Below are 20,467 nucleotides of genomic sequence, written 5' to 3' on the forward strand. Positions count from 1 at the left end.
TTTCGTGTGTTATAATGGTCTTGCATCTGAATCCTCTTCCTACTTGTGTTTCCCAATTCAAGTATAAGAAATTCAGATGCGTTTTGCTTACTTCAAGGTGGCTAAACTAATTTTACAATTTACCATTAAAAAAAATCTCCTGATTGGAGATTTTTTTATTTTAGATAGGGAAGATAACAAAGACCATAACATCCCATAAGGCATGAGAAATGATGACCGTAAATAAGTTTTTATTGTATTTGTAAAGGAGTCCCCAGAAAACACCACAGATAAGCGCAGCCATAAATAAGATAAAGTTGAATGCCCAGATGTGAATGGCTGAATAAATCAAAGTAGCAGCGATAAATCCGCCCCAAGTTCCCCATTTTTCACTCAAACGTTCCATCACAAATCCGCGCCAGAAGATTTCTTCAGCAGGACCAATGATAAAGAAGAGGAGCAATGCAATCATAATCAAATTAGAGCCTGATTTGAGACCATAAATGGCACTCACTTGTGGAGCTGCAAAGTGAAAGAGATGTGTTGCGCAGAAGTTACCAATCCAAAAGACAACCCACATGAAACCTGCAGAAGCAAGTCCAATGAATAAGTCGCGCCAGTTGAAGCGGATGTTTTTCCAGAAATAGTTACCAGAAATAATGCTCAAGGCAATCAAGATGACACCTGAAATGGCCATAGTCAGCCAAAAATTGACGTGTGTTTTAGTCCATGGGCTGAACATGATGAACCATAAAGCAGCAGCCACAAGGATAATATAAGATAATTTTAATTTGTTTTTCATTTTTAATTTGTTCTAAGAGATTAGAAAATCATGGTCAAAACCATTGACAAGATAAGGGCAGCACTGACAAAGAGTTGCAAGTTGGCAGTCATTTTATCTAGGTCTTTGATAGAAGATTTATCAGTTTCAGTCGTTTGGTCTACTAATTTTGTATTTTTGATGGCAATAGGCAATGTTGCAAGTGCAATCAAGCTCCAGATTGGAAGTTGTTGCAAAAGAACAGAGATGACAATGACCACATAAGAAAGATAAGTCAAAAGGTTGTAGTAAACGATAGATTTCTTAACACCAAGAATGCTTGCAAATGTTTTGATACCTGCATTTGTGTCGTTGTCAATGTCGCGTAAATTGTTAGCGTGAAGCACATTGACTGTGATGAAAGCAAAGTGAACACTGATGAAAAGTAAGGCACCACTAAACTGTTGCGTCATTGTGTAGTAAGTTCCCATCATGATGATTGGCCCATAAATAAAGAAAATGAGTAAATCGCCCATTGCGATGGCTTTGAATTTACGGTAATAAACTGAACCAAGTGTTCCAGCAAGTCCAATCCACAAGAGTGGCAAACCTGATTGAGTAACCAAGAAAAGTCCGATAATAACACCGATAGTTGTGATAATACGTCCAAAAACAGAAATTTGTTTTGGTGTGAAGCGTCCGCTCGTCATGTTATCAGATCCAACGACATGGCCAGGACGGTCAATGCCATTTTTGAAATCATAATAATCACTGATGAGATTTCCGCCAGCTTGGAAAAAGACAGAGCCAAAGACAGCCAACAAGCCAAGAGGCCAACGATTTGCGGCAGCAGGATATTCCACTAAGACAAATAAAACTGTGAACAAAGTTGGAAGTGCTGTGACAACAAATGACCAAGGGCGTGTTGCAATGAACCAGTCTTTAGCTGTTAAAGTTTGAGAGTTCATAAAAAGTCCTTCATTTAAAATTTAATGTTAAAAGCATAATAATGAATAAATTTATCCATTTAGTTTTGCATTCATAAAGATTATACCAAATTTTTAATAAAAATTTTTTAGAACTGTTTTTTAAATTGATTTTGATATGAGGAAATTATGATAAAATAGAGCATAAGAAGATGGTCAGAGCTGACAATCAAATGATTAGTGAAATGAGAGTTAAATAATAAATGAGAGTAGTTTCAGGAGAGTACGGCGGACGCCCATTAAAAACATTAGCAGGAAAAACGACGAGACCAACGACCGACAAGGTTAAAGGTGCCATTTTCAATATGATAGGCCCTTATTTTGACGGTGGACGGGTCTTGGACTTGTATGCAGGAAGTGGCAGCTTATCTATCGAAGCAGTGTCGAGAGGCATGGATACGGCTGTTCAGGTAGAAAAAGATCATTCCGCTCAATCTGTTATTTTGGAAAATATCAAAATGACTAAAGAAATCGACAAGTTTACACTGATGAAAATGCCGTCAGAGCGTGCTTTGTCAGTACTGACAGGTCAATTTGATCTCGTTTTGTTAGATCCGCCTTATGCTAAGGAACAAATCACAAAAAATCTGATGACCATGCAAGAGAGAGAGCTTTTGGCTGCTGATGTGATTGTCGTTTGTGAGACGGATAAAATGGTTGATTTACCAGACACAATTGGGGCTTTACAGCTGAGTAAACAAAAAGTTTACGGCATTTCAAAAATCAGTATCTACAATTTTTGATGTCAACGAGATTGACAATACTGTAAACCAAGTTGACAAGTCAATAAAAGGAGAGACAATGGCTGAAAAAATCGGACTATATACGGGGACATTCGACCCTTTGACAAATGGACATTTAGATATTATTAAACGTGCCAGTAAGCAATTTGACAAACTTTATATTGGGATTTTCAAAAATGACCAAAAAAATCCAATGTTTCCAACGGAACAAAGGAAAAAGATGATTTCTGAAAGTCTGTCAGCACTGACAGGACTGGAAAATGTCTCGGTCATTGTGCATGAGTCGGATTTGACAGTCAATGTAGCTAAAAAACTTGGTGTAACGGCACTTGTACGCTCAATTCGTAATGCGACAGACTTGGAATATGAGAAAAACATGTGGTATTTCAATCATGAAATGACAGGCGTTGAAACAGTGATACTACTGGCAAAACCAGACTTGGAGCCGATTAATTCAACGCGCATGCGTGAGCTAACTGCCTTTGGTCAAGATGTCAGTCAGTGGTTGCCAGAAAATGTTGCCAGAGAAATTGCAAAAATCCGAGACATTCATCAAAAAAATGAAGTCAAATGACAATGAAATTAAATTCGTTAAAAGGAAATGAGAAGAAATGAAAAAAGAAAACTCAGAAACGAAAGAAAAAAAGAAGCATAAATTTTTAAAACGACTTTTATGGATTGGGCTTCCAATTTTGGTGCTGATTGCTTTAATTGTTCCGACAAACAAATACATCGAGGTTCCTGGAACAACGGAGTCAGTCAATCAGATGATTACGGTTGATGGCAAGAAAGATACGGGAAAAGGCAATTTTTATTTGACGACAGTTCAGATTGCGCAAGCCAACCTGGCCATGATTATTTACTCGCATTTTAACTCATTTTCGACCATTTACAGTGCTGAGGATTTGATGGGAAGTATGAACTGCACGCAGTATGATTTGGTCAATCAATTTTATATGCAAACGGCACAAAATACAGCTGTTTATCAAGCCTTCAAACAGGCAAAAATGCCTTACGAATTGAAGTATGATGGCGTTTATGTGTTGGATATTGCCAAAAACTCGACCTTTAAGAACAAGTTGCAAATTGCTGATACGGTCACAGAAGTTAATGGGAAAACTTTCAAATCAAGTGCTGAAATGATGAAATACATTCAGAGCCAAAAAGTTGGTGGAGATGTCAACATTAAAGTAACGCGAATTGACGGCAAAGATTACAGTTTTGACGGTAAGTTTGTCAAAATTTCCACTGGTAAAACAGGCATTGGCATTAGCCTCGTTGATCACACCGAAGTGGTGTCAACTCCCAAAGTCAAGATTGACGCAGGTTCAATCGGCGGCCCGAGTGCTGGCATGATGTTTACACTTGAGATTTACAACCAGATTACTGGAAAAGACTTGCGAAATGGACGTGAAATCGCAGGAACAGGAACCATTGAGACAGACGGCACAATTGGCCAAATCGGTGGTGTAGATAAGAAGATTGCAACTGCAAGCAAAGAGGGCGCAGAAATATTCCTTGTCCCAGATAGTGGAAGCAAGAAAGCGGATGATAACAACTATTTAGCTGCTAAAGAAGCTGCTAAAAAGCTTAAAACAAACATGAAAATCATCCCAGTTAAGACCCTAGACGATGCGATTACCTACTTGGAAACAGGTAAAGTAAATGATTAAAAAAACAGCTCTGTCAGTACTGACGGAACTGTTTTTTTATTTGATAAGTGTTGGGAGAAGTGCAGTGTATCCTGAAACAACCATGATGTCAAAAGCAAGAAATAGTATCATTTTTACTTTACTCTTTTTCATTGAATTTTACCTCCTGTTCTAATTTACAAATATTTAAATAAATTATATAATAAAATACAAAAGATGATGTAATTTTTGGAATATATGAGAAAAGAGAAAAATAATGAGTAAGGAAATGGATTTTAAAATCGGAAAAACGGTATCTATACTGAGAGAAAATAAAAGAATGAGCTTAAAAGAAATGACAGCTGGAGCTTTTTCAGAGTCACAGCTTGCAAAATTTGAAAAAGGAGAAACTAATCTCACAGTTAGTAAATTTTTTAAACTTCTTGATAACTCAAATATATATTTAGACGAATTTCAGCATATTTATGAGGATTATGTTGCCTCAGAAGAACTCAAATTTCAACAAGAACTTGCGGAAGCTTATCCTAAAAGGGATATAAAAATAATAAAAAAATGGCTTAATTATTGGCATGAAAAAGCAAAGGAAGAACCAGAAAAGAAATCGAATAAAATTAATGAAATTGTCGTAAAGTCTATACTAGCAATGACGCAAGAGTCTATCGTATTTAAAGAAGATGTTCTTTTTTTGACAGATTACCTTGACGAAGTAAGTGAGTGGGGACGTTATGAGATTTGGATTTTCGCGAATTGCTTACGTTTTTTTGATGATAATTCTCTCAAGTACTATGGATTATATATCTTGGGAAAAACTAATTTTTATCAATCTGTTCAGCTTAATAAGCGAATGGTAATTCGAGTCTTTCTAAATCTGATTGATACATTTTTGAAGCGAAATAATCTAATTTTTGCTAAAAAATATATCAATCATTTAGAAGAAATGAAAATTAGTATTGATTTCATGTATGAAAAAATTATACTTCAATATCATAAAGGTCATTATCACTATCTTCAACATTATGACAGTGGGAAAGCTACAATGACAAAATGTGCAGAAACCCTCGAAGAATATGGTTTTTTAGCTGAGGCAAGAAATTTGTATGAAGAAATTAAAAATTTATAGTCGGTTGTCATATATTCCAAAAGTTTTTTTGTTGATGAGATAAAAAGCTAAAATAAAGTCATCAAAAAAAGAGGAGGTGAGTCCAATGGAGCTAGAACATTTCACTTGTCGCAAATCGAACCCCATCGTGGATAAAATCCACTAGAAAAGAAAAAATATGGAAAATGTAAAAATCGAAAATCAAACTGTTAAAAAAATTACTTTCTTCGGATTAGCACTTATTGCAGGATTGCTTGTGACCACCACTCCCACGACAAAAGCAAGTGCAGCAACTGTAGGTATTACACCAATGATGCAAGTAATGAATGATGGAGCAGGTAGCCCTAATTATGCTTACGCTCATGATAATTTGACTTATCTCTACACGTCAATCCCTTATCAATACTACAAAGACAATACTTTAGGAGTAGAGTTAATGCATAATTATATTACGGGTACAAATGCATTTGTGGACTTGTAAAATGGATAAAATAAGATCTTTCTTAATCAATAAAAATGGTTTTATTTTCTTATTGATATTTTATGTATTGAGTCTATTTGCACCTTATTATCGTTTTCCAATAAAGAATGGGCCAGTTGTGACGCAAAATGGTTGGAACGTTTTGATAGGATCTCGATTTCCTTCTCAACAAACATTAAAGACAATTTTGAAAGTGGAATCTATCTTTTCGTTTTACAGTCAATTTATTGCGTTTTGTTTGTTTTTACTGTTGGTCTGTCTATCTTATGTGTTGTTTAGCAAAAAACGAGTAAAAAGTGCAATCACGCTGGCAATACTAGGACTATTTTCAAGTCTCTATGTAGCGCTCTTTGATTGGTTACTTGCAATGCAAGATATCAATAATCTGCTTTCCATTTTGGAATATGGTTATTATCTTTCTACGTTATTGAGCTTTTTAGTTGTGGCATATCTGCTTTTAGTAACGAGAAAAATTAAATAAAAAAACAGCTCTGTCAGTACTGACGGAACTGTTTTTTTATTTGATTAAAGTTGATCACGCAAGAGTTGTTTGATTTCAGAAATTCGCGGTTGACGTGGGTTTGCTGGTGTACATTGGTCATCGTAAACCAAGTCAGCAAGTTTGTCGAGTTCACGTTCTAAGTGATCTTTCTTAACGCCATTTCCTGACAAGGTGATGTCAATGTCAATGCTGTCAGTCAATTTCTTGATTTCAGCAATCAAGTTTGTTACAGCAACTTCATCAGTATCAGTCTTTTCTGCAAATCCCATGAAACGTGAGATTTCAGCATAATCTTCTTGAGCACGGTAAGTTTCATAACGTGGGTAAGGTGTCCGTTTAACATTTCCTGTTACGGCATTAAATTTGATGACGTGTGGCATTGCAATCGCAATTGCAAGTCCGTGAGGAAGTCCGAATTCACCACCAGTTTTGTGGGCAAGTGAGTGGTTGATACCGAGGAAGGCATTGGCGAACGCCATACCAGCAAGTGTAGCAGCATTATGCATGTTTTCGCGTGCTTTTTGGCCTTCTTTAGTTGGTTCACTTGGGTTGTAGTTATAAGAAGCAGTCAAGTTTTCAAAAATCAGTTTAATGGCTTGAAGTGATGTTGGTTTTGTATAATCAGAAGCCATAACAGAAACGTAAGATTCGAGCGCGTGAGACAAAGCATCAATACCAGACCAAGAAACAGTACGACGCGGAACAGTCATAACAAATTCAGGGTCAACAATCGCAACTTGTGGTGTGAGTTGGTAGTCAGCAAGTGGATATTTCACGTGAGTTTCGTCGTCAGTAATGACAGCAAATGGTGTCACCTCAGAACCAGTACCAGATGTTGTAGGAATGGCAACCATCTGAGCTTTATGTGGGTGGTAGAATTTGATGATACGTTTACGAATATCCACGAATTTTTGAGCAAGTTCTTGGAAGAGTTCTTTAAGTGAAGCATCATCGTTCAAGTCAGCTTCGCCACGTGAATCATATTCGTAAATCAAACGACCAATTTTACCAGCATCAAGAGCAGAACCACCACCAAGACAGATGACAGTATCTGGTTCAAATTGTTTCATTTGACGTGCAATAGCGATTGCTTCAGATAAAGTTGGGTCAGGTTGAACGGAACCGTAAATGCTTGTTTCAACTTGTTTTGGACGAACTGCAAGTTGTTCCAAAACTTTATCAACAAAACCGAATTTAACCATACCTGGGTCAGCAACGATAAATGCTTTATGCACGTGTGGCAATTCTTGAAGATAGCTGATAGAGTTCTTTTCGTAGTAAATTTCTTTTGGCAAACGAACCCATTGTGGGCGATTACGACGTTTAGCCACTGTTTTAATATTCAATAAATCGTATGTACTCAAATTGTGTGAAAGTGAGTTTTTCCCCCATGAACCAGTTCCGAGCGTCAATGATGGACGCATTGCATCAGTATAGATATCGCCGACCCCACCGATTGAGTCTGGTTGGTTAACGAGGATACGTGAAGCTTCGACACGTTCGCCGTATTCTTTGACAAATGGATCATCCATGGCACCGATTTGGATTGCAGCATTGTGTCCAGCACCTTGATAAGCAAGGAGCGCGCGGACAATTTCAACGCCTTCATCACGTGAGTCGGCTTTATAAATCGAAAGCAATGGAGAAAGTTTTTCTGATGAAAGTGCTTCGCCAATGTTTTTCTTGTCAAGTTCGAAGAGAATAACATCTTTGTCTTCTGGTACATGAACGCCAGCTTGTTCAGCAATCCAACGACCTGAACGACCAGCAACAGGACCAGTGACACCGTATCCTTCTGCACCACGTTTTACAAAAACGAAGTCGGCAAGCGGTTTGTAATCCTTCTTAGGAAGCAAATAAGCACCCTGTTCTTGCATTTGTTTCATGAAATCATCATAAACTTCTGCTGCAACAACTGCTGAGTTCTCAGTTGCACAAATCATACCATTGTCAAAACGTTTTGAAAGGAGAAGATCTTCAACTGCACGATGAATGTCGGCTGTTGCATCAATATAGACAGCACCATTACCAGCACCAACACCGAGTGAAGGATTACCAGATTTGAGGGCTGCGTTGACCATGCCAGGCCCACCAGTTGCAAGAATTGTTGCAATGCCAGGGTTTTGGATGAGCGCTGTTGTCATATCAAGGCTTGGTTTTTCAATCCATTGAATGAAGTTTTCAGGCGCACCAGCTTCAAGCGCTGCTTCATAAACAATTTGTGCAGCATGGCTAGAACATTGTTGTGCTTGAGGGTGGAAGGCAAAGACGATTGCATTACGTGTTTTTGCTGTCAACAATGATTTGAAGAAAGCAGTAGAAGTAGGGTTTGTTGTAGGTACAATCCCTGCAAGTACACCGAGTGGGCTTGCGATTTCAACAGAACCAGCAACCTTATCTTCGTCAATCACACCAACTGTTTTGTCATCTTTGATAGCGTGATAAACAGATTCTGAAGCAAAGTGATTTTTTGTATCTTTATCTTCGACAACACCACGACCAGTTTCATTGACTGCTTCGTGAGCGAGTTGAAGTGAATTTTTACTTGCGGCAAGCGCCATTGCAGCGACGATTGTATCGACTTGTACTTGTGTATATCCTTCGAATTTAAGAACGGCTTCGTGTGCTTTCTTGACGAGTTCGCCTGTGTAAGCAACCGCAGCAGCTTTCTTTTCTTCGGCTGTTAATTCAACAGTGGCAGTTTCTTTTTTTGTTGCCATGAATGGAAGTTCTCCTTTGTGATTTGTTTCACTATTTGTTTATGAAAATAGTTTATCAAATTTTCATAAACTTGTCAATGATTATGTGATTTTTTTTACAAACTTTTTTAAAAGCTTATTATACTGCCATTTTAGCAGTATTTTATAAATTGTCAAAATCATATCCGGGAAAAAATCAGCAGGTCATAATTTCATTCTGTAATTTTATTTATTTCACAAATTAATAAAAAATGTCCAAAATCATAAAATTTTATATATATTTAATATAGAAACACTATTGTATTTGATATGTATAAATTATATAATAACAATGTACACAATATTTAACAAATCAGAAAAAGGGAGAATTTTCAGATGAAAAAAATATTTCGGATTTTTTCGCTCATTCTTTTGTTTTTAAATAGTTTGAGCTACCAAGTCCCGCTAGCCAGTGCGGCGACGAATACGACCCGAGCAGGTGATCGATCGGGTGACCAGTATGTAACAAGTTGGAATGTAACAACAAAAGATGGAAATGCAATATCTGGTAATACCATTTCCGCTAGTTCGACGTATAAGTTCGAAGTCTTTTGGGAAGTTCCCGATGGAACTTTTAAAAAGGGAGATAAACTGCAGTTTAGTATTCCAGATGGTTTCAAAATCGTCAACACTCCCAACTTTACGGTTTTAGATCCAAATGGTGAAGAGGTTGGTTATGCTAAAATCGTAGGAGATGGTAGTGGGGGCTACTATATTGATTTTGAATTTACAACGAATTATGTTGAAACACATTCAGATGTTGGTGGACGGTTTGAAGTTACCTTTGACTTGAGTGAAAAATATAAAGGAGAGGGTGGTAATATTGATATTACTTATCCCAATAGTGAAGGAACCATTGTTGTCACACCGAGTGAAGGTGGTGGCCCAGGTGGGGGAGGTATTGGTGTAGGGGATTACTATACCAATAAAAAGACAGGGGATATCCATGTTGAAGATGTTATACAAGATGATGGAACAACAGAGGCTACACAAGTTTTGGGATGGGAACTTACATTGGGACGCAATACACTTCTGGGGAAGGCAACGGATTTTTCTCAAATTGCATCCATTGTAATCACTGATGAGCCTGATAATCAAAAAATGATTCCAATGTACTCATTTGACACGTACTGGAAGAATGCTTATAGCTGGAAAAAAGGTTTTTTCACTACACTTTCCTTTAGATATGGTGGAATTCCAAAAGCTGATATGGGCTTAATCAGAAGTGATGATGGAACGTATGATAAAGGATTCAGTTCGGATGTCCTTCCAATAGCTGTGGAATATGATGATTATGCCAAGAGTCAAAGTAGCGAATTTAAACAATTAGGGATTGAGTACTTTACAGTGCCACTCGTTTCACCGATTGATGGTCAGATCTTTGAAAATAATGCAAAAATTACCATTACCTACAAGCCAGAAACTGGTTATGCTCCTGACAGTTGGGAACTCACGCATAAACAAGAGTGGAATACTGCTACAGGTGAAGCCAATGGACGTGTAGCTGGAGTTCAATTTACTAAAGTTGATGAGACTGGAAAAGGCTTGGCTGGTGCTACTTTTGATCTCTATAAACGTTCAGGAAACAATAGTGTAAAAGTAAAAAGTGACATTGTTTCAAGCGCAAATGGTGAAGTTAAAGTTGCTGGTCTTACAACAGGCGACTATTACTTTTTAGAAACAAAAGCGCCTGCTGGATATGCGGTGTCAGATGACTGGGTTGAATTTACCATTACCACAGATAATTTGGGACTCAGCAGCGAAATTGTTTACAAGGACATTGGTACTGTAAAAAATCAACTTTCAATGACATATACGGACTTGACGGTCAAAAAAGTTTGGGATGATAAAAATGACCAAGACGGCATTCGACCGCAGAACATCAGAGTCCAACTCTACGCCGACAATGTCAAAAAAGGTGACGAAGTCAGTCTGAATGCCTCAAATAATTGGACTTACACTTGGAAAGACTTGGAAGAAACTAAAGATGGAACAGACATTAAATATACGGTAAAAGAAGTTGGCACACCTAGTGGTTATGCTATTACAACAGGTAATAATATTTCAGGAACAATCACGCTGACAAATACGCACACACCAGAAACAACGCAAGTTTCGGGTGAAAAGATTTGGAACGACAATAATAACCAAGATGGCACACGTCCTTCATCAGTTGTTGTCAACTTACTTGCAAATGGTAAAAAAGTTAACCAACAAACTGTTTCATCTAGTAATAACTGGAAATATTCATTTACTAACCTGCCAAAATATGAAAATGGAAAAGAAATTGAATATACTGTAACAGAAGACTCCAACAGTGGTTATAGCACTGTTATCAATAACGAAAATGGTACTATTACAAACAATCACACGCCAGGGCAAACCAGCGTCACAGTAAGTAAAAACTGGGATGATAAGAACAACCAAGACGGCATTCGCCCACAAAGCATTCGTGTGCAACTTTATGCGGACGGTGTCAAGAAAGGGAGTGAAGCAGTCCTCAATGAAGCCAACGATTGGACACACACTTGGGGAGAGCTTGACGAAAAAGCTGATGGAAAAACCATTGTTTATACGGTGAAAGAAGTTGGAACGGTCAGTGGTTATGAAACTTCTGTCAACAATGACAATCACGGAAATATTACCATTACCAATAAATACACTCCAGAAACCACTCAAGTTTCAGGAGAAAAGATTTGGAATGACAATAATAACCAAGATGGCGTCCGTCCGACATCAGTAATCGTTAACTTGCTTGCAAACGGTAAAGAAGTCAATCAACAAACTGTTTCAGCCGGTACGAACTGGAAATATTCATTTACCAATCTTCCTAAATATGAAAACGGAAAAGAAATTGAATATACAGTAACAGAAGACTCAAATACAGACTATACAACGGTTGTTAATAATGACAAAAATACCATTACCAATAATCACACGCCTGGAAAGACGAGTGTCACGGTAACAAAAGGTTGGGACGATAAAAATGACCAAGATGCCATTCGTCCAAAGAGTATCCAAGTTCAACTTTATGCAAACAATGTCAAAAAAGGTGATGTTGTGACATTGAATGAAGGCAATGACTGGACACACACATGGGGCGATTTGGATGAAAAGGCTGATGGAAAAGCCATTGTCTATACGGTCAAAGAAGTTGGCACAGTCAATGGTTATGAAACAACGGTCAATGATGAAAACCACGGAAATATCACACTCTATAATATTCACAAACCAGAAGAAACTGAAATTTCAGGCGAAAAGAAATGGGATGATGCCAATAATCAAGACGGCGTCCGTCCAAATTCAATCACTGTCAATCTGCTTGCCAATGGTAAAGAAGTTGACCAACAAGTCGTTACAGTACAAGACAACTGGAAGTATTCATTTACCAAACTCCCTAAAAATGAGAATGGTAAAGAAATCAAATATACTGTCACAGAAGACAATATTGATGATTATACAACCTCTATAAATAGCCAAACTGGTACAATTACCAATCAACATACACCAGGTAAAACAAGTGCTACAGTAACCAAAGGCTGGTACGATGTTGATAACCAAGATGGCAAACGTCCGGATAAAATTGAAGTTCAACTTTATGCCAATGGCGAAAAGTCTGGGGACAGTGTGACTTTGAATGAAGGCAATAACTGGACACATACTTGGGATGATTTGGACGAACGTGCTAACGGAAAAGACATCGTATATACGGTTAAAGAAGTCAGTTCTGTAACTGATTATGACACGACAATCAATAATCAAGACCAAGGAAATATCACGATTGCGAACACGCATACGCCAGAGCTGACAGAAATTGTCGGTGAAAAGATTTGGGATGACAAGGACAATCAAGACGGCATTCGTCCAACTTCAGTTACTGTCAATCTGCTTGCCAATGGTGTAGTCATTGATTCGCAAGTTGTATCAGAAAGCACACAATGGAAATATTCATTTACAGATTTGCCAAAATATGAAAATGGTAAAGAAATCAAGTATACTGTAAAAGAAAATTCTGTGGCTGGCTATACGGCAGACGTTCAACCAGGTTCAATCACAAACACTCACGTGACTGAAGTGACAGATGTAAAAGTCACAAAAGCATGGCATGATGGCGATGACCAAGATGGCATTCGACCAGATGACATCAAAGTTCAACTTTATGCCGATGGTGTGAAAAAAGGTGCAGAAGTGACCTTGAACGCTTCAAACAAATGGACACATACATGGGATAATCTGGACAAGAAGAGCAAAGGAAAAGACATTGTTTATACGGTTGGTGAAATTGACGAAATTGAAGGCTACACAAAAACAGCCAACAATGACGATCACACCAATATTGTCTTGACCAACACCCATAAACCAGAAGAAACGGAATTCTCAGGAGAGAAGATTTGGAATGATGCCAACAACCAAGACGGTATTCGTCCAAAATCAATCACGGTGAATTTGCTTGCCAACGGTGAAAAAGTTGATTCTAAAGTCGTAACTGAAAAAGAAAATTGGAAGTACGAATTCACGAATTTACCGAAATACGATAAAGGTGTTGAAATTGACTATTCAGTAACTGAAGATGCGGTAGCCAATTACTCAGCTGACATCAAAGAGGGTGTGATTACGAACAACTATACACCTGGTAAGACCAGCGCAACGGTAACGAAAGCGTGGGACGACAACAATGATAAGGCTGGTAAACGTGCTCAAAGCATTCAAGTCCAACTTTATGCGGACGGAAAAGCAGAAGGTGACGTGGTCACATTGAATGCTTCAAATAACTGGACGCATACATGGCAAGATTTGGATATGAAGGCAAACGGTAAAACGATAGTTTACACGGTCAAAGAAGTCACAAAAGTGGATGGCTATGAAAGTAAAGTTGATGAAAAGAATATCGGAAATATGATTATTACCAATACTTATGTCAACACTGACAGCCCTCAAACAGACGGCGACTTACCAAAAACAGGAGCTTCAAACGATGGCTTGTTGCTCTATAGTGGAGTAGCAGTCGCAGGAATTGCCCTGTCAGCGCTGATAATTTCTAAAAACAAGAAAAAGAAATCTAATCATTAAGCAAGAGAAAGTTAAAAGTTAAGCTTTTAACTTTTTTCTTATTGAAAGCAACAATAAAAGCCCTTGATTTTCAAGGGCTTTTCTTTTTAAATATTAAATAGCGACAAGGCAAGTACCTTCTGGACTGTAAAAATCTTTTTGAGCAAGCGTGAGGAGACCTGTTGTCTTATTACGTTTGAACAAACTGATATTATCTGAGTCTTGATGTGCAACAACAATAAAATCTTCTGATGCGTTGAAATTAAAATCGCGTGGAATATTTCCCTCAGTAGCTGTCCATCCCAAAGTCTCGACAGAAGCACCATCTTGAGCAACCTTGTAAGTTACGATAGAATCATGTCCACGGTTTGAAATGTACAAGAATTTACCGTCAGCTGACAAACGAATCGCTGCAACACCATTAAATCCAGTATGTGTTTCTGGCAAAGTTGATGTTTTTTGGAGCAAGGTAAATTGACCATTTTCATAAGCCAAAACTTCTAACGTAGAGTCCAGTTCACACGCAAGGTATGCGTGCTTGCCGTCAGCAGAAAAAGTAATGTGGCGATCGCCAGAACCTTGAGCAGATTGATAGATGAGTTCATCTGACAATTTTCCGTCAGCGCTGACAGCATAAGTATAAACCGCATCATTTCCGAGGTTGCAAACGACCAAGCGGTTGTCAGGTGTCAAATTTGAATAATGACACAAAGGCCCTTTTTGTTCAGGTTTTGGTCCATGATGATCTTCGTGTGCGACAGTATCTGTCAGTTCCAAGCCACCATCAGAAAGACGCTTGTACACACGAATTTGGCCGAGATGATAGTTAGCTGCGTAAACTAAACCACGTTCTTCGTCAACAGCCACGTAACAGTTTGATGCACCGTCAGCCATAACGCTGTTGATTTTTTTAGCTTTTTCACCATCGAAAAGAAAGGCAGAAGTTCCGCCTTGGCCATTTTCTGAAGCCACAGCGTAAAGATGATTTTCTTTATCCATCGTCAGATAAGTAGCCCCATTTACTTCGGTAACCAGTTGCAAGTCAGAAAGTTCAGCTTTATCAGTGTCTAAAAGAAAGCTATAAATTCCTTTAGATTCACGTTTGGTGTAGCCACCAACAAGAAATTTTTCAATCATATTATTCATTCCTTTATTAAGTTTATGTCCCTATTCTATCATAAAATGAACGCTTACAATATAAATGATGTCTGTCCGAACTGACAAGGGATAAAATGGAAATATAAGAAAAGTTATTTATAAATCATCAGGATTTTGATATAATTAGCCTGTACGCTATTTATTACCGCATTGGTCGATTGAAGCGTACGTGTTTGGTTGATGTCAGATTTTCTATGAAAGGAAGATAATGCAACAAATTATTGTGATTTCAGGTGCAATGGTTTACTTGCTAGCAAATTTTCAGTACATTTTAGCGACAATTAAAGGACGACTTAAGCCTAATCGAATGAGTTGGTTTTTATGGAGTTTGGCTCCTTTTATTGCTGTCGTAGCAAGTTTATCAACTCAATTTTCATGGACGCAGCTTCCTGTTTTTATGTCGGGAATGATGCCATTTTTAATCTTTATAGGAACATTTTTTTCAAAAGAGAAGTATTTTGAACTGACACGACTCGATATTCTATGTGCCTTGACGGCTATTTTAGCACTTGTTGGTTGGGGGCTAAGTAAAGATGCAAATATTGCAATTATTTTATCCATCGTATCAGATGCTATTGGTGGCATTCCCACCCTTGTTAACGCAATTAAACACCCCAGAAATGAGAGCCCCCTTCCATTTGCTAGTGGCTTAGTCGCAACCTTGAGTGGAGCAGTTGCTATTCAAACTTTTACATTTTCTGAAATTGCCTTTCCAATATATCTCGTAATTCTTGATGTGACTATGACAATAGTAACTAGCAGGAAATATTTTAGTAAAAAACAAAAATAATCCCCTTAGAAAAGGTTGATTTATCACAAAAAATGGATTGATTTCCGTCAGTACTGACAGAAAAGAAAAAACTTGCCAAAAAAATATAAAAAGTGTATAATAATAGAGTTGCGTTGTATCTTCCTATTGTTTTGAAAGGATGAAGCAACACGACCATTTCACATCTTGGTTAGATAGCGTCGTAGTGCAGCTAATGTAGCGGCGCTAGATGACGATCAAGAGAGGAAAAACTATCTTAAAAGGAGACATTAATATGTCAGTTATTTCAATGAAACAACTTCTTGAAGCTGGTGTTCACTTCGGTCACCAAACTCGTCGTTGGAACCCAAAAATGAAACCATACATCTTTACAGAACGTAATGGTATCCACGTTATCGACTTGCAAAAAACTGTAAAACTCGTTGACGATGCTTACAACTACATGAAAGACGCTTCTGCTGAAGGCGCTGTTGTTCTTTTTGTTGGGACTAAAAAACAAGCTGCTGAAGCTGTCAAAGAAGAAGCACTTCGTGCTGGTCAATACTATGTAAACCACCGTTGGCTTGGTGGTATGCTCACTAACTGGAAAACAATCCAAACTCGTGTAGCACGCCTTAAAGAAATCAACAAAATGGAAGAAGACGGCGTATTCGAAGTTCTTCCTAAAAAAGAAGTTGTTCTTTTGAACAAAGAACGCGAACGTCTTGAAAAATTCATCGGCGGTATCGCTGATATGCCACGTATCCCAGATGTAATGTACATCGTTGACCCACATGCTGAACAAATCGCTGTTAAAGAAGCGAAAACACTCGGTATCCCTGTTGTCGCTATGGTTGATACAAACGCAGATCCAGAACCAATCGATGTTGTTATCCCTGCAAACGACGATGCTATCCGTGCAGTTAAATTGATCACTGCTAAAATGGCTGACGCTATCATCGAAGGCCGTCAAGGTGAAGATGCTGCTGAAGAACTCGTTGCAGAAGTTGCAGCTTCAGAAGAATCACTTGAAGAACTTGCCGAAATCGTTGAAGGCAAATAATTTAAAATGTGAGTTTCATTTCTATAATAGAAATAACTCAGTTTTAAAAGTAAAATTGTAACTAACAAACAGGCGGGGGCCCTACGCCTCTACCTGTTTTTTATACGAAAACACTCTGTCAGTACTGACAAAGCTAATTATAAGGAGAAAACACTCATGGCAGTAACAGCAGCAATGGTAAAAGAATTGCGTGAAAAAACTGGTGCAGGCGTAATGGACGCTAAAAAAGCGCTTGTTGAAACAGACGGTAACATGGAAGCAGCAGCAGAATTGCTCCACGAAAAAGGTGCCGCAAAAGCAGCTAAAAAAGCAGACCGCGTAACAGCTGAAGGTTTGACTGGTGTTGCAGTAAACGGAAACGTTGCAGCACTTGTTGAAATCAACTCAGAAACGGACTTCGTTGCCAAAAACGACCAATTCGTTACACTTGTTAAAGAAACAGCAGAACTTATCGCTAGCGAAAAACCAGCTGATAACGAAGCTGCACTTGCACTCGTTACAAAAACTGGTGAAACTCTTGAACAAACTTTCATCCAAGCAACTTCAACAATCGGAGAAAAAATTTCATTCCGTCGTTTCGCATTGTCTGAAAAGACAGATGACCAACACTTTGGTATTTACCAACACAACCAAGGCCGTATTGGTGTAGTGTCTGTTATCGAAGGTGGAGATGAAGCAATGGCTAAACAATTGTCAATGCACATCGCTGCAATGCACCCAACTGTTCTTTCATACACTGAACTTGAACCTGCATTTGTTCACGAAGAAGTAGCTAAAATGAACCACGATATCGACCTTGACAACGAAAGCCGCGCAATGGTTGATAAAGCTCCATTGCCACACCTTGTTTACGGTTCAAAATCACAATTGACTGATGAAGTTATTGCGAAAGCTGAAGAAGACATCAAAGCAGAACTTACAGCTGAACACAAACCAGAAAAGATCTGGGATAAAATCATCCCAGGTAAAATAGCTCGTTTCATGCTTGACAACACTAAAGTTGACCAAGAATACACACTTCTTGCACAAGTTTATGTCATGGATGACAGCAAAACTGTTGAAGCTTACCTCGAAAGCGAAAACGCAAAAGCAGTTAGCTTTGCACGTTTCGAAGTTGGCGAAGGAATTGAAAAAGCAGAAAACGACTTTGCAGCAGAAGTTGCAGCACAAGCTGGTTTATAATTTTCATTTCTAAAAAAACTAGAAAAAAACAAAATCTGTCAGCGATGACAGATTTTTTTGATCAAATCTAAAAAAATACTTGCAAAAAGCACTATGTTTTCCGCCGTTTATGTGCTATAATTATAGACGAGGTTTTGCACCTAAAAAATCAAAACAAAAAAAGTGAAATTAAATTTGGAGTAACCTATGTCAAGTACTTATATAATTATTCTGGTTGTTGTACTGGTTGCCATTCTTCTTGGCTTCTATATTTTTGCAATGGTCATGCGTAAAAAAACTGAAAATCGAATTTTGGACTTAGAAGAACGCAAGGAAAATCTCTTTGATTTACCTGTTCAAGAAGAAATTGATTCGATTAAGAAAATGCATCTCGTTGGACAATCACAAACCATTTTCCGTGAATGGAACCAAAAATGGATTGACTTGTCATCAAATTCATTTGCTGATTTGGAAAATCATGTTTTTGAAGCAGAAGACTTGAACGATTCGTTCCACTTTTTCCGTGCTCGTGAGTCAGTAGCAGACAGCGAAGGCCAAATTGAAGTTATGGAAGAAGAAGTCGAAGCAATCCGTGTTGGTATTGCAAAACTGACTGAACAAGAAAAACGTAATTCAAATAAAATTCAAGAATCACTTGATCTATACGAAGCATTGCGAAATGACATTACAGATAACGCCGCTTCTTATGGTTCAGTGATTACTGAAATCGAAAAACAATTGGACAACATCGAAACTGAATTCTCACAATTTGTGACATTGAATTCAACTGGTGATCCGATTGAAGCAGCTGAGGTTTTGGAAACGGCAGAAGAACACACGATTGCACTTCGTGCCATTACTGAACACATTCCAGCTTACATTGACCAAATCGAAAAAGAACTTCCAAAACAATACGAAGAACTTGAAGAAGCATACAACAAGTTTAAAGAAGCTGAATATGCGCTTCCTACAAGTATTGATGTTGAAGAACGAATGATTTCAATTACAGAAACGCTTCAAAATGCTCAAGAACTCCTTGAAAAATTTGAACTTGAACAAGTTGAAAATGAAATCAATGTTGCCCAAGGAAAAATCGAAGAACTGTATTCAATCTTTGAACGCGAATATGGTGCAAGACGCAATGTTGAAAAACGTTCAGGTGTCTTGAAAGAATATATCGAACATACCCGCCAAAATAATAAAAATCTGTTGTTGGAAATTGATCATGTAACTCAATCTTATGTCCTTTCAGGAAATGAAAAAGGCTACGTGAGAGGCTATCAAGAACATTTGGAAGCACTTGATGAAGAAGTTGACCAAGTTCTTGAAGATATCGCAAACAACACAGCACCTTATTCACAACTCTCAAGAAAAGTGAATTCAGTGGTTGAGGCACTTGAAGATATCGAAAAGAATCAACTCAAGATTAGTAATCTCTTAGTTGGATTGAAAGATGAAGAAAAAGCAGCGCAAGAAATTGCAGATCGCTTTGATTCAGAACTTCGTACAATCAAACGTTATGTTGAAAAGAAAAACTTGCCAGGACTTCCTAAAGATTATCTTGACTTGTTCTTCATGACAGGGGACCGCGTCCAAACACTCTTCAAAGAACTAAATAAAGTTCGTATTAACATCGATACAATTAACCATTTGGTTGATGTTTCTACAGAAGATATGCACGTCCTCAAAGAAGCGACTGATAATCTTGTAGATCACGCAATCTTAGCAGAACAACTCATGCAATATGCAAATCGCTATAAAACAACAGATGAACGTGTAGCAGTCGGAATTTCAAGAGCTTTACATCTCTTCGAATCAAACCAAAACTATAATTCATCATTTGATGAAATCAGAAAAACACTTGAATTAGTAGAACCAGGAGCTGCAGAAAGAATATCACGCGTATATTTCAAAGATAAACCAAAAGCAGACTACAGATAATAAAGAAGCTCGTAAGAGCTTTTTTATTTTATAGATTGAAAAATAAAAATTAGTAATAGCAAGGACTAAAGCGGATACACAGAAATGGCAGTTCAAAAAAGCAATAAGAAACGTACAAAATAATTGACAGAGGTGAGGTTGTTTGATATACTAATATAGTTGTCTCGTAAGGGAATACCGAACGAGGAAACAAAAAGCAATTACATCGCGTACTTAATTCTTGACAAAAGGAATGAGGAGTGATATAATATAAAAGTTGCGTCGGTGAGGCGTAACGAAGTAGACCATTGAAAACTGAATAAAGTAGAATAACTCATGTAAAGCAAGGACAGCTTTCAAAAAAACCAACCTGTCAAAAGAATAAATTTTGAGACAAAAAACAAAGCCAAGTTTAAATGAACAAGGCA

Annotated in this window: 15 protein-coding genes; 11 read left to right on the forward strand and 4 right to left on the reverse strand. The window is 37.8% G+C overall.

Annotated features, from left to right (window positions below):
• Positions 1-160: 160 nt before the first annotated feature.
• Entirely contained in the window at positions 161-781 is a 621-nt protein-coding gene (locus GHI45_RS10580; protein ID WP_147780826.1) for a CPBP family intramembrane glutamic endopeptidase, read from the reverse strand.
• Positions 782-801: 20 nt separating this feature from the next.
• Positions 802-1,707: a prenyltransferase gene (locus GHI45_RS10585; RefSeq protein WP_147780825.1), complete on the reverse strand. Its 906-nt coding sequence runs from the start codon at positions 1,705-1,707 to the stop codon at positions 802-804.
• 221 nt (positions 1,708-1,928) lie between these two features.
• On the opposite strand from GHI45_RS10585, the gene rsmD reads away from it, so the two are divergent.
• The 6 genes from rsmD (at position 1,929) to GHI45_RS10615 (ending at position 6,181) form a co-directional block, all read left to right on the forward strand.
• Positions 1,929-2,468 carry a 16S rRNA (guanine(966)-N(2))-methyltransferase RsmD gene (gene rsmD / locus GHI45_RS10590; RefSeq protein ID WP_147780824.1) on the forward strand — a complete coding sequence of 180 codons (540 nt, stop codon included), beginning with the start codon at positions 1,929-1,931 and terminating at the stop codon, positions 2,466-2,468.
• A 58-nt stretch (positions 2,469-2,526) separates the two neighbouring features.
• Positions 2,527-3,042 carry a pantetheine-phosphate adenylyltransferase gene (gene coaD / locus GHI45_RS10595; protein WP_147780823.1) on the forward strand — a complete coding sequence of 172 codons (516 nt, stop codon included), beginning with the start codon at positions 2,527-2,529 and terminating at the stop codon, positions 3,040-3,042.
• A gap of 37 nt (positions 3,043-3,079) precedes the next feature.
• A complete protein-coding gene (locus tag GHI45_RS10600) occupies positions 3,080-4,141 on the forward strand; it encodes a SepM family pheromone-processing serine protease (protein WP_147780822.1) in 1,062 nt (353 codons plus the stop codon).
• Between the two features lie 235 nt (positions 4,142-4,376).
• Entirely contained in the window at positions 4,377-5,240 is an 864-nt protein-coding gene (locus GHI45_RS10605) for a helix-turn-helix domain-containing protein (protein ID WP_147780821.1), read from the forward strand.
• Between the two features lie 235 nt (positions 5,241-5,475).
• On the forward strand, positions 5,476-5,700 hold the full coding sequence (locus GHI45_RS10610) for a hypothetical protein (protein WP_153497450.1): 225 nt from the start codon (positions 5,476-5,478) through the stop codon (positions 5,698-5,700).
• Position 5,701: 1 nt separating this feature from the next.
• Complete coding sequence (locus GHI45_RS10615; protein WP_147780819.1) at positions 5,702-6,181, forward strand: hypothetical protein; 480 nt, start codon at positions 5,702-5,704, stop codon at positions 6,179-6,181.
• Positions 6,182-6,225: 44 nt separating this feature from the next.
• Here GHI45_RS10615 and adhE read toward each other — a convergent pair whose 3' ends face one another.
• Positions 6,226-8,922, reverse strand: a complete 2,697-nt coding sequence (gene adhE / locus GHI45_RS10620) for a bifunctional acetaldehyde-CoA/alcohol dehydrogenase (protein ID WP_147780818.1) — start codon at positions 8,920-8,922, stop codon at positions 6,226-6,228.
• 354 nt (positions 8,923-9,276) lie between these two features.
• On the opposite strand from adhE, the gene GHI45_RS10625 reads away from it, so the two are divergent.
• Positions 9,277-14,010, forward strand: a complete 4,734-nt coding sequence (locus tag GHI45_RS10625) for a Cna B-type domain-containing protein (protein WP_147780817.1) — start codon at positions 9,277-9,279, stop codon at positions 14,008-14,010.
• Between the two features lie 93 nt (positions 14,011-14,103).
• On the opposite strand, the gene GHI45_RS10630 is transcribed toward GHI45_RS10625, so the two are convergent.
• On the reverse strand, positions 14,104-15,126 hold the full coding sequence (locus GHI45_RS10630) for a lactonase family protein (RefSeq protein ID WP_147780816.1): 1,023 nt from the start codon (positions 15,124-15,126) through the stop codon (positions 14,104-14,106).
• Between the two features lie 229 nt (positions 15,127-15,355).
• On the opposite strand from GHI45_RS10630, the gene GHI45_RS10635 reads away from it, so the two are divergent.
• From GHI45_RS10635 to ezrA, 4 genes are all read left to right on the forward strand, one after another.
• Positions 15,356-15,937 carry a hypothetical protein gene (locus tag GHI45_RS10635; RefSeq protein ID WP_147780815.1) on the forward strand — a complete coding sequence of 194 codons (582 nt, stop codon included), beginning with the start codon at positions 15,356-15,358 and terminating at the stop codon, positions 15,935-15,937.
• A gap of 253 nt (positions 15,938-16,190) precedes the next feature.
• Complete coding sequence (gene rpsB, locus GHI45_RS10640) at positions 16,191-16,958, forward strand: 30S ribosomal protein S2 (protein ID WP_147780814.1); 768 nt, start codon at positions 16,191-16,193, stop codon at positions 16,956-16,958.
• A gap of 156 nt (positions 16,959-17,114) precedes the next feature.
• Positions 17,115-18,140, forward strand: coding sequence for a translation elongation factor Ts (tsf, locus tag GHI45_RS10645; RefSeq protein WP_147780813.1), 1,026 nt, complete (start codon positions 17,115-17,117; stop codon positions 18,138-18,140).
• Positions 18,141-18,326: 186 nt separating this feature from the next.
• A complete protein-coding gene (ezrA, locus tag GHI45_RS10650) occupies positions 18,327-20,060 on the forward strand; it encodes a septation ring formation regulator EzrA (RefSeq protein ID WP_147780812.1) in 1,734 nt (577 codons plus the stop codon).
• Positions 20,061-20,467 lie beyond the last annotated feature (407 nt).

The sequence above is a fragment of the Lactococcus sp. dk101 genome, assembly GCF_009601055.1.
Taxonomy (GTDB): Bacteria; Bacillota; Bacilli; order Lactobacillales; family Streptococcaceae; genus Lactococcus.